We start from the raw sequence: 12,408 nt of genomic DNA, 5'->3' as shown, positions 1-12,408 counted from the left end.
TTTTAAGGTCTTTAAAAATCTATTCTTATCTATTTGAATAAATCAATTTAATTTTAACTTATTCGTTATTGTTTTACTATTCTAAAATATTTTTGACTTGGAAGTGTGAGTCTTTTTCGACCTCTTCAAGTTGCGCTTTCACTTTTTTGTCAACACTAGTTGGAACGACAATTTTGATTCATAATTTTAAATCACCACGTTTATTAGAATAGGCCTCTTTATATAATCCCTTATCTTTAATTGTGATGTATTCATCAGTACTAATTCCTTTCGGAACTTTAATTTTGACATCACCATCATAAGTGGGAACGACAATTTCATTACCTAAAATCGCATCTAAATAACTTAAATTAAATTTCATAATAATGTCTGATGTTCCAGAAATTTTAAAGACATTTGATTCTTTTAATTTTACATTAACATAAATATTTCCACGTGGTCCTTGACTAGTTGATCAATGTCCTTGACCATCTAACATCAGTTGTTGACCTGGTCTTAAACTTTTAGGAATTGGTAAGTGAACTTCAGTTTTGGCTTGATAATATCCAGCCCCACGACATTCTTTACATTTGTTAGTAAAAGTTTTACCAGCCCCTCGACAATCAGGACATGTTTGTTGTGATTGAAAAGATAATGGACCCATATGTTGCATCGTAATAATTGCCCCACTTCCCTTACAACGTTGACAAGTATGTACATCTTGCGGATTTTCAGCACCGACTCCATGACAAAGCTGACATTGGGTTAATAAATTTAAAGTCGTGGTTTTATCCACACCAAACATTAATTCTTTAAAGTTTAAAACAACGTCTAAAATAATATCTTCACCACGTCTAGTTTGTTGGCGACGGTTTTGGTGGGAAGTATTCTGTTGACCAAAAAATGAATCAAAACCAGAAAATCCGCCCCCAAATCCGCCTCCAAAAATATCAGAGAAAAAATCTTCAAAGTTGCCAAAGCCACCAAAGCCACCAGCCTGTCCTTCGACACCGGCATGACCAAATTGGTCATAACGTTTACGTTTATCAGCATCTAATAAAATTTCAGCAGCTTCATTAATTTCTTTAAATTTTTCTTCTGCATTATGATTTTTATTGACATCTGGGTGATACTTTTTAGCTAATGTACGATAAGCTTTTTTAATCTCTTGGTCTGTTGCAGTTTTAGGAACACCTAAAACTTCATAATAATCTCTTTTAGCCATTTCTCCCTTTCTATAAAAAGACTAACGATTGTTAGTCATTTTGGTTATTTTTTGTTTTGATCATCAGCTGATTCATCTTGTGCATCAGTTTTGGCATTTTGATCTTCTTGTTGTTGTGCCATTTCAGCAGCCATTTTCATTGCTTGTTCTAATTCACTCATTTTTGCTTCTAAATTAGTTCAATCTTGGTTGGCTAATAACTCACGAATTTCTTGAATCATTTTTTCTGATTGTTCTTTTTGTTCTGGTTTAATTTTATCTCCAGCATCTTTTAAACTAGTTTCTAAAACATTAATGTAACTTTCAGCTTTATTTTTTAATTCCACATGTTTGGCTTTTTCAGCATCAGCTTGAGCATTATCTTTAGCTTCTTGCACCATTTTTTCAATTTCAGCTTCAGTTAATGCTCCTGAATTAGAAATGGTAATTGATTTAGTTTCATTAGTGTCTTTATCTTTAGCAGTTACACTAACAATTCCATTAACGTCAATTTTAAAAGTTACTTCAATTTGTGGTTGCCCTTTTGGAGCTGCTTTAATTCCTGTTAATTGGAATTCTCCAAGTGATTTATTATCACTAGCCATTGGTCTTTCACCTTGTAAAATGTTGATATCCACAGCTGGTTGGTTGTCAGCAGCAGTTGAGAAAATTTGTGATTTTTCAGTTGGGATTGTGGTATTTCTTTCAATTAATTTAGTAAATACTCCACCCATTGTTTCGATTCCAAGTGATAATGGTGTAACGTCAAGTAATAACACATCAGTCACATCTCCAGCTAACACTCCACCTTGAATAGCAGCTCCCATCGCCACTACTTCATCAGGATTAATTGTACGGTTTGGTTCTTTATTTAATAATTTTTTCACTAAAGTTTGAACAGCCGGAATTCTTGTTGAACCACCAACCATTAACACTTCTTCAATATCACTAGCTTTCAATTTTGCTGCATTTAAAGCATCTTCAACTGGTTTTCTAGTTCTTTCCACAAGTGAGCTTGTCATTTTATCAAAAGCTGATCTTGTTAGGGTTGTTGCATAAGATATTGGTCCGTTTTCATTCATCGCGATGAATGGTAAATTAATTTCCACTTCTAATTGTGAAGAAAGGTTAATTTTAGCTTTTTCTGATTCTTCTTTTAATCTTTGTAAAGCCATTTTATCTTTTGATAAATCAACACCTTGGTCTTTTTTTAATTGTTCTAATAATCAGTCAGTGATCACATGGTCAAAGTCATCTCCCCCAAGTTTGTTATCTCCACTAGTTGATAACACTTCAAAAGTTCCATCAGCTAGTTCTAAGATCGAAACGTCAAATGTTCCTCCCCCTAGGTCATAAACTAAAATTTTGTGTTCTTTATCTTGTTTATCCAAACCATAAGCTAAAGCTGCAGCCGTTGGTTCGTTAATAATACGTTCCACATTTAACCCAGCAATAATTCCGGCATCTTTAGTTGCTTTACGCTGTGCATCATTGAAGTATGCCGGAACTGTAATAACAGCTTTAGTAATTGTTTGACCAAGTTTGTCTTCTGCATATTTTTTCATGTATCTTAAAATTTCAGCAGAAATTTGTTCTGGGGTGTAATCTTTGTTGTTCACATTAATTTTGTCATGTGCCCCCATTTTACGTTTCACTGAACTTACCACATTTGGGTTAGTCACAGCTTGACGTTTAGCAGCCCCACCAATAATAATGTCGCTATTTTTAAATGCCACAACTGACGGAGTTGTGCGTTGTCCTTCAGGGTTTTCTAAGACAATTGGTTGTCCACCCTCCATTACAGAAACAACTGAATTTGTTGTTCCTAAATCAATTCCAATAATTTTTTCTTTTGCCATTTTTTTATCCTCTTATTTTGCTACTTTCACTAAGGCATGAATAATCACACGCTCATATAATTTATATCCATTTGAAATTACACTTACAATTTCACCTGGTTTGCATTCTGCAGATTCAACTGCTTCATTTGCATTATGAATTGTTGGGTCAAACTTATCTCCTGGTTTGACCGGGATTTGACTAATCCCATTATCTTCTAATGCTTGTTGCATTTGTTTGCTCAACATTTCAAAACCAATTAAGTAATTTTTAACTTCTTCACTTGCAACTGGTGAAGCAAGTACTTTTCTAAATAAATCAATTGGTTTAATAATGTCTTCAGCTAATTTAGTACCACCATATTTACGATAGTCCCTGATTTGTTCTTCATGTCGTCGCGCCATGGTTTGCACTGTTGCGACATTCATTAAGTTTCGCTCTTCTAATTGAGCAATGTGTTTTTCGTCTTGCTCTTGAATTTTTTTTGCATTTTCTAAATTTAATTTTTCAACTTCTTTAAGTTCAATTTTTAGTTTTTTAATTTCATCTTCATATTTTTCAATTTTGTCTTCCACAATTTTTTTATAATTAATATTCATTGCGGGGTCTTGACTTCCTAAGAAATCTAACGTCATTTGAAATTCATCTTTTTTATGTTTACTCATCTCTACTCCTTTTGCTTCTCATTCACAATTTCAATTAATCATTCGATGAGTTGAATTGCTTGTTCATAATCCATACGTTTTGGGCCGACTAATGTGATGGCTGTTGATTTGCCATTCATTTCAAATTCAGCCCCCAGCATTGCTACATCATCAATATTGTCACCATATTCTCGACCAATACTCATCACAATTTTATTCATTGATCGATGAGCACCATATCTCACATCATACCAATCAAAAGGAGACATTTTTTCCATAATTTCAATAATTGATTTTAATTTGACAGTATCATGAAATTCTGGATTTTCTAACATGTATTTAATTCCATGCATTTCTTTAGTTTCTTGTCCACCTTGCAGGATGGCTCCTAAAAATGATTGGAAAATAAATTCATAATTTTTGACACTAATTTTTAATTCATCTTTTAACGTTTTAGTAATTTGAGCAATTTCAGTAATTTTTTTATCAATTAAGTTATCTGAAAATAACTTAATTGAAATTGCTAAATCAGATAATGAGATGTTTTTTAGATTAAAAACCTTTTTTTCGACTGAACCGTTAGAAAGAATGAAAAGTACAGAAGCATTTTCATCAGACAAAGGAATTAAATCAATTTTTTTTAACAAAACATTGTTTTTGTTTTCTTTAGTTGAAATAATTGCTGTTAATTTAGTCATCTCACTAATGATTTCGGTTGCTTGATCAATCACGTCTTCAATGTTGTCATTACGTAAATTAATTAATTTTTTAAGATGATATTTTAAGTCATCATTACTTGTTTTATTTAACAAGAAATCAACATAATAACGATAACCTTGTGTCGAAGGAGCACGTCCAGAAGATGTATGTTGTTTTTCTAACAACCCTAAATCTTCTAAAATAGCTGATTCATTCCGAATAGTGGCACTAGAAACATTGAAGTCTAAAAGTTCCATAATTGTTTTTGAACCGACTGGTTGCACTGTTCGAATAAACTCTTGCACAATTACTTTTAAAATCGCCTGTTGTCGTTTGGTCAACATTAAATCACCACTTTCATTTTATATTTTAGCACTTAAATGATGATGTTGCTAATTAAAATTTGTTGCATCAATTAAGATGTAATTGTTATTTGAATCAACATCAATTAAGTATCTTTTATCTTCTACTAAATGACCACTAATAATCTCTTTAGCAAGTAATGTTTCAAGATTTTTTTCAATATAACGTTGAATTGGACGGGCTCCGTATTGACGATCATAACCATTATTTAAAATGTCTAGTTTCACATTATCTGAAAAACTAATATATCAAGAATTAGTTATTTCTAAACGTTTTGCTAATTCATTTAACATTTTATTAATAATTTCCATCACAACTTCTTTAGATAATGAGTTAAAAGTGACAATACTATCAATTCTATTTAAGAATTCTGGACGGAAATGTTTTTGCAATTCAGTATTTAACATTTGCGGAGAAATTGTTGATGCATCATCAGTATTTAACATATGTTCACTACCAATATTAGAAGTTAAAATAATAATTGTGTTTTTAAAATCAACAGTTTTTCCCAAAGAATCAGTAATTCTTCCATCATCTAAAATTTGTAATAAAATGTTGAACACATCAGGATGGGCTTTTTCAATTTCGTCAAATAAGACAATTGAATAGGGACTTCTGCGGACAGCTTCAGTCAATCTTCCCCCTTCGTTATAACCAACATATCCCGGAGGAGCACCAATTAATTTCGAAACAGAGTGTTTTTCCATATATTCACTCATATCTAGACGAATCATTTTTTTAGTGGAATTAAACATCACTTCAGCCAGTGATCGCGCCACTTCAGTTTTTCCAACTCCAGTTGGTCCTAAAAATAAGAAACTTCCAATTGGTTTGTTCGGGTCTTTAATCCCGGCACGACTACGCAGAATTGCTTCACTCACCACTTGTAAAGCGTGATCTTGACCTTTGACATGTTCTTTCAAAGTTTCTGGTAAAGTTAGAAGTTTAGCTTTTTCTGATTCAATTAATTTATCCACTGGAATGTTTGTTCAACGAGCAACAATTGTGGCAATTTCAGCTTCATTAACTTCTTCTGTTAATAAACTTTCTTTAGCATTCATTTCAGTATCTAGTAGTTGTTTTTCTAAAGCTGGTAATAATGAATATTGAATTTCTCCTGCACGTTTATAATTACCTTCGTTTTGAGCAACTTCTAATTCGTTTTTTAATTGTTCAATTGTGTTTTTAAAACCATTGATTTTTTCTAAAACTTTCTTTTCAGATTCTCATTGTGTATTTAAAACATCTTGTTCAACTTTCAAACCTTTTAATTCGGTTTCTGCTTCGATTAAACGTTCTTGTGATTTGTTATCTTTTTCTTTGGATAAAGCAGAACGTTCAATTTCTAATTGAATCACTTTACGATTAATTTTATCTAATTCTTCAGGCACGGAAGCTAATTCGGTTTTAATCCCAGCAGCAGCCTCATCCACTAAATCAATTGCTTTATCTGGTAAGAAGCGATCCGAAATATAACGACTTGATAAATCAGCAGCAGCAACCAAGGCATTATCATGAATTCTTACTCCATGATAATTTTCAAAACGTTCTTTTAAACCACGTAAAATTGAAACTGTTTGTTCAATTGTTGGTTCATGCACCATCACTTTTTGAAAACGACGTTCTAAGGCTGCATCTTTTTCAATATATTCACGATATTCATTTAAAGTAGTTGCTCCAATTGCTTTTAATTCACCACGAGCAAGTGATGGTTTTAATAAGTTAGAAACATCCATCCCACCAGCTTGACTAGTTTTTCCAGCACCAACAATTAAATGTAATTCATCCATAAATAAAATGATTTCCCCATTTGCTTGTTTAATCTCGTTAACAATTGATTTGACACGTGCTTCATAATCACCAAGATAACTTGCTCCAGCCATCAAGCTTCCCATATCAAGTTCTAAAATACGTTTATTTCTCAAAATTGAAGGAACATCTCCACGCACAATTCGTTGTGCCAAACCTTCAATAACAGCAGTTTTCCCAACTCCAGGTTCTCCAATTAAAACAGGGTTATTTTTAGTTTTACGGCTTAAAATCCGAATCACCCTCATAATTTCTTCATCTCGTCCAATGATTGGATCAATTTTTCCATCCTTAGCGTCTTTAGTTAAATCCCTTGTATATTTAGCCAATGCATCATTGACTTTTCCTTTTTCTTGCACATCCATAGTTACCTCCAAATGTATTAACTAAAAAAATTATAACATTACTTTTAGCAATGTAAAGTATAGAGTGCTAAAAAAATAATCTTCTTTAAATGCAAAAAAATGACCCCAAAAATTTGGGGTCATTTTATTTTTTTTAACTATTAAACAAAACATTTATTGATTAACTTGTTGATTTTTGGTCTTAAAATTATGCACAACATCTTTTTCTTGTTTTTGTTGAATAACTAAAAAGATGGTGATAATTAAATTTGGTACCACTGCAATAGCTGAACTCACAAAAGGAATCGAACTGATCACTAGTACAACCATAAAAAATAAATAAGAGTTTTTGCTAATCACTAATTTTTCACCCAGAATTAATGAAAACATAATTACCATCATAATTTCTAATAAAGCGTAAATTGCAAAGATTGTAAATAAAGCTGTTTCATTCAAATAATCTTCTCTTAGATTTGGTTTATAAGTAGAAGCCAATAAGATTAACAAAAACACGAGAGTTGCTAATAGAGCAACACCATTAAAGACTAAACCAATGATAAACAAAGTTCGATTTTGTAAAGTGAACTGTGCTTTAGTTTTTAAAGTTTTGTTGATTTTGATCACCTTTTCATCAAAATCAACTTGGTCACTTTTTGGGGCAAAAATTTCATCTTGTTTACGATTAATAATTAGCAAAACCAAAACAACAATATTAGGAATCCAAGCAAATGGAGCACTGATAAAAGGGATGGAACAAAAAACTAAGACAACAACAAGAGCAATATAAAATTTTTTTCTCATTGTAAAACGACAAGCAATAACTAAGGAATGAGCAACGGTTGACAACAAGCCAGTGACCAAAACAGAAGCTCCCATTAATCAAATTTTTCAATCAATATGACTATTAATATTAGGACTTAATTTAAAAATTAAAGGCAATGATATTATAAATAAGCCTGTATACATCGATAACCCAGAACCAATCAAGCCAATAATAAAAGGGATGCGATTTTTAGATGAAAGTATAATTTCTTTTTTTAACATTTTACTACTCATTTCTGTGACTAATCACACTAATAATTTACCAAATTAATTTTTTAAAATGATTTCCAAATCAGAACAACAGTTTCTAGAAAAAAATCAACGAAAGTATTGTGCTCGTTATTTAAATCTATATACATAAAAGTGTTCCTTTCTTTAATTTTCTCTCATCTATATTTTAAGGAAAAAACAAAGAAAAAAAGGTAAATTAATTTACTTTTTTAAAAAATAATTTTTTTGTTTTTGGAATTTAAATTTTCCATTTGCAAGCATCAATTTACAATTGATAAAATGATAAAATTATAGAAGTGTGATAAAAATAGTTTGGCTTAAATATCATTAAAATAGAGCAAAAATAGCCATAAGGCTATTTTTACTTATTTATAATTTGGTGGTTCTTTTACCATCTCAACACCATGGGGATGAGATTCACTCAGCCCAGCATAAGTAATGCGCACAAATTCCACTTTATCTTTAATTTCACTAATCGTTTTACATCCGGTGTATCCCATTCCAGAACGTAAACCACCAACTAATTGATAAATAATATTAGCCACTTCACCTTTATATTTAACTAATGATTCAATTCCTTCAGGCACTAATTTTTTAATGTCCTTTTGGAAATAACGATCACTACTTCCACGTTCCATAGCAATCATTGAGCCCATACCAACATAAGATTTAAAATGTTGATCATTAATTGTAATCACATTTCCTGGTGCTTCTTTAGTTCCGGCAAACATTGAACCAAGCATCACAACATCAGCCCCAACTCCTAAAGCTTTAATTAAATCTCCAGAATATTTAATCCCTCCATCACTAATTAAAGGCAAATCATATGCTTGACAATAGGCATAAACATTAGCAACGGCTGTAATTTGGGGAACACCAATTCCAGCAACAACTCTGGTTGTACAAATACTTCCTGGACCAATGCCGACTTTCACAGCATCAACTCCAGCTTCATGTAAATCTTTAGCTGCTTGATATGTCGCAATATTACCAGCAATGATTTGTAAATCAGGATATAAACTACGGGCTTTTTTTACTAAATTAATCACTGCTAAAGAATGTCCATGAGCAGAATCAATGACCACAAAATCTAACCCAACTTCAATTAAAGCTTGTAGGCGCATTAAAGCATCTTCACTGGTGGAAATGGCTGCACCAACAATTAATTGTTGTTGCTCATCAAAATTAGCACATGGATATTGCTCTTTTTCAACTTTAAAAGTTTTAACTGTTTTAACTTCTTGGGCTTGTTGGGCAATTGATAAGTTTTTATGAATTACACCAACACCACCAAGTAAGGCTAATTGAATACTCATTGCAGATTCTGTCACAGTATCCATAGCTGATGACATTAAAGGAATATTTAATTTAATTTTGTTAGTTAGTTTAGTTTTTAAACAAACATCTTTTGGTAAAACTTCACTATAAGCAGGAACTGCTAAAATATCATCAAAAGTTAAGGCTTGTTCAATATTTTGAATTTTTAAATTTTTCATTGGTTCTCCTATTCTCATTCAATTGTGCCTGGTGGTTTTGAGGTCACATCATAAACCACCCGATTCACACCGTCAACTTCATTAATGATGCGACTAACAACATGGTCGATAAAGTCTCATGGTAAATGGGTTGCTTGGGCAGTCATAAAATCAATTGTATTCACACTACGTAAAGCAACTAAACTATCATAAGTGCGATTATCTCCCATGACTCCGACTGTTTTAACTGGTAAAAGTGTGGCAAATGCTTGTGAGACATGATTATATAAATCATTTTTATGCAATTCTTCAATAAAAATGGCATCAACTTCACGAAGTAAATCACATTTTGCTCTAGTCACTTCCCCAATAATGCGAATTCCTAATCCGGGTCCTGGAAAAGGATGACGATTAATTAATTTATCGTCAATACCAAGTTGTTTACCAACTTGGCGCACTTCATCTTTAAACAAATCTTTGATTGGTTCAAGCAAGGTTAATTTTAAGTTTTTCGGTAAACCACCAACATTATGGTGTGATTTAATTGTTTTGGAACTGTGTCCTTTTTTTGAAGATTCAATAATATCTGGATAAATTGTGCCTTGCGCTAAAAAGTTAATTTCTTGGTTATGTTCTTCAATATAATTCATAAACACATCAATAAATAATTTACCAATAACTTTACGTTTTGCTTCAGGTTCAACAACACCTTTTAAATGTTTGAAAAACATTTCACTAGCATCAATCTTGACAATTTTCATATCGAAATGTTTTTCATAAAAACCAATCACTTCATCAGCTTCATTTTTACGTAATAATCCATGATCAACAAACACACAAGTTAGTTGATGACCAATAGCTTTTTGAATTAAAGCGGCACTGACTGAAGAATCAACTCCACCAGATAATCCTAAAACAACATGTTGTTGACCAACTGTTTGCTGAATATCTTTAATGGCATCAGTAATGAAATCACTAATAAATCAATCTTTGGTGCTTTGACAAACCTGGAAAATAAAATTACTTAACATTGTTAAACCAAATTCAGATTGGGTAACTTCAGGATGGAATTGAATCCCATAAAAAGGTTTTGTTTTATGTTTAATTAAAGCAATGGAATGATTTGAAGTGCCAATGACTTCAAAACTTGTTGGCATTTGGTCGATGTGGTCAGCATGACTCATTCAAACTATTGAATTAGGCGGTACTTGTTCAGTTAATAAACAAGGTTTTGTAATGTTAATCATTGCTTTACCAAATTCTTGTTTGTCAGCTTGACTAACAACACCATTAAAATCATGAGCCAATAATTGCATGCCATAACAAATGCCTAAAATTGGTAAATTTAAACTATAAATTTGATGATCAATTTGATAAGCAGTTGCATCATAAGCACTAGCTGGTCCTCCGGAAAAAATAATCCCTTTTAAGTTGGCAAATTCCTTAATTTCTTGAGCAGAAATTTGGTAATCAACAACTTCAACATAAACATTTAACTCACGGATTCGACGTGCTAGTAGTTGGGTATATTGACTTCCAAAGTCTAAAATAATAATTTGTGTTTTGTGCATTGCTTCCTTTCAAAGACCAAAAAAAGTAAGTTTTTGTGATTGACAAAAACTTACTTTAGATAACCTATAGTCCTTAATTGGTTAAGGGTAGAGACGCTAGACCTTTATTCTAGCATATATAAGTTTTTGGCCTATTTATTCAATTGTTCTCTATATATTAACAAAAAATTAGGCATTTGAAAAAGGAAATTTATTTTCTTTAGTAAAAGAAAAACTTGTCAACTGACAAGTTTTACTAAAGAAAGGGGATGATCGCTTTATTTTTGTTTTTTCTGACAATCATTCAAGGAATAATCACAATAAATAAGACTAAGGTTAATAAGATGAAAAAGATGACCATACAAATACGATTAGTTCTTTTTCTCACATCTTTGACTTGGTCAAAGGGAACAATTTCATAACCATAATAGGCATTAATATTACCTTTTCTTGCTCTCGTAAAAAATAGCGAAACAATATGAATAAATAATGTCGAACCAAGAATAGCAATCATAATAATGATTTCTGTATTCATTGAGGGATTATTTTTAGAAGCAGTTTTAATAATGAAGAAAATCCCAATCACAATGCCCCCTCAAAAGTAAATACTAAAAGAAATTCAATTCATGTAAATTGGACGAGCAATTAGAGCTTTATAATTACGAATAATAAAGAATGGAATTTTTTCAACACCCATTAATAAATCGGTTTTATAACTTTTTAAGCCAATTCTTAAATGATTTGAATCAATTAAACCAATAATGAAGAACAATAATGAGACAATCATTAAAATAATCATCACAACTGGATTAGGAATAAAACTTAAAGGAATTTTTAGTTGAGCTTGATCAACAATTGGTGCTAAATAATGCACTAAGACAAAGAAAGTTGAAACAAATAACAAGACAAAACCAATAAACATAATGCCTGCTAAAGAAAGTTTTTGCAAACGAATTTCTTTAGCAATTTGGTTGGGAACCTCAACATGCTCTAATTCTTTTTTAGTAAAATTCGGTCTGACTGGACTATGAACTGGTTGATTAAAACCTAAGTTTTGTGCTAATTGGTCATTGTTTAAATTTTGATTGACAAATTGTGATTGTTGATATGGATTTTTGATATTGGCATCATTAACATACACTGGAGTCTGTTCAGTTGGTTTTTGATGATTTAAGTTCTCATTTTTTTTATTAAAGAAGTCCATTTTTTCCCTTTCTTACGATCTTTTAAAATTGATTGAATTTCATCTTCGACATGTTGAATATCAGTTTCAATTTTTTTAAGATTGGCTAGTTCTTCACTAGTCTGTGTTGATTTTGATGTTTTGTGAAAAAGCAAGTTTAATAAATAAATCAATAATGCTAATCCAGCAATAGAAATAAAGACATAAAGCAAAACTTTTAATGAAATATTAATTCCGAAAACTTCTAACGATGCTAAAAACACTAA

General features: G+C 31.4%; 10 protein-coding genes and 1 riboswitch. All 10 genes read right to left on the bottom strand.

From position 1 onward, the window contains the following. Positions 1-76 precede the first annotated feature (76 nt). Positions 77-1,204, bottom strand: a complete 1,128-nt coding sequence (dnaJ, locus tag P695_RS06380; protein ID WP_028126482.1) for a molecular chaperone DnaJ — start codon at positions 1,202-1,204, stop codon at positions 77-79. Positions 1,205-1,248: 44 nt separating this feature from the next. Next, the gene (gene dnaK / locus P695_RS0101140; RefSeq protein ID WP_028126481.1) at positions 1,249-3,042 is read right to left on the bottom strand and encodes a molecular chaperone DnaK; all 1,794 of its coding nucleotides are present in this window, start codon (positions 3,040-3,042) and stop codon (positions 1,249-1,251) included. 12 nt (positions 3,043-3,054) lie between these two features. Then, positions 3,055-3,687, bottom strand: a complete 633-nt coding sequence (locus P695_RS0101135) for a nucleotide exchange factor GrpE (RefSeq protein ID WP_028126480.1) — start codon at positions 3,685-3,687, stop codon at positions 3,055-3,057. Positions 3,688-3,689: 2 nt separating this feature from the next. Further along, the gene (gene hrcA / locus P695_RS0101130) at positions 3,690-4,709 is read right to left on the bottom strand and encodes a heat-inducible transcriptional repressor HrcA (RefSeq protein ID WP_028126479.1); all 1,020 of its coding nucleotides are present in this window, start codon (positions 4,707-4,709) and stop codon (positions 3,690-3,692) included. Positions 4,710-4,757: 48 nt separating this feature from the next. After that, positions 4,758-6,902, bottom strand: coding sequence for an ATP-dependent Clp protease ATP-binding subunit (locus tag P695_RS05250; protein ID WP_051437284.1), 2,145 nt, complete (start codon positions 6,900-6,902; stop codon positions 4,758-4,760). A 153-nt stretch (positions 6,903-7,055) separates the two neighbouring features. Continuing rightward, a complete protein-coding gene (locus tag P695_RS0101120) occupies positions 7,056-7,925 on the bottom strand; it encodes a hypothetical protein (RefSeq protein ID WP_028126478.1) in 870 nt (289 codons plus the stop codon). A 374-nt stretch (positions 7,926-8,299) separates the two neighbouring features. Beyond that, positions 8,300-9,430: an IMP dehydrogenase gene (gene guaB / locus P695_RS0101115; protein WP_028126477.1), complete on the bottom strand. Its 1,131-nt coding sequence runs from the start codon at positions 9,428-9,430 to the stop codon at positions 8,300-8,302. 8 nt (positions 9,431-9,438) lie between these two features. Beyond that, on the bottom strand, positions 9,439-10,980 hold the full coding sequence (guaA, locus tag P695_RS0101110; protein ID WP_028126476.1) for a glutamine-hydrolyzing GMP synthase: 1,542 nt from the start codon (positions 10,978-10,980) through the stop codon (positions 9,439-9,441). Between the two features lie 62 nt (positions 10,981-11,042). Next, positions 11,043-11,104, bottom strand: a riboswitch (nucleoside riboswitch). Positions 11,105-11,215: 111 nt separating this feature from the next. Then, positions 11,216-12,163: an MSC_0882 family membrane protein gene (locus P695_RS05245; protein ID WP_051437281.1), complete on the bottom strand. Its 948-nt coding sequence runs from the start codon at positions 12,161-12,163 to the stop codon at positions 11,216-11,218. Next, entirely contained in the window at positions 12,130-12,405 is a 276-nt protein-coding gene (locus P695_RS0101100) for a TIGR04561 family membrane protein (protein ID WP_028126475.1), read from the bottom strand. The genes P695_RS05245 and P695_RS0101100 overlap by 34 nt, the downstream gene beginning before the upstream one ends. Positions 12,406-12,408: the final 3 nt, after the last annotated feature.

The organism is Williamsoniiplasma lucivorax ATCC 49196 (genome assembly GCF_000518285.1).
GTDB lineage: Bacteria > Bacillota_I > Bacilli_A > Mycoplasmatales > Mycoplasmataceae > Williamsoniiplasma > Williamsoniiplasma lucivorax.
The sequence above is the reverse complement of the archived record's forward strand: the minus strand, read 5'-3'. Positions and strand labels throughout refer to the sequence as shown.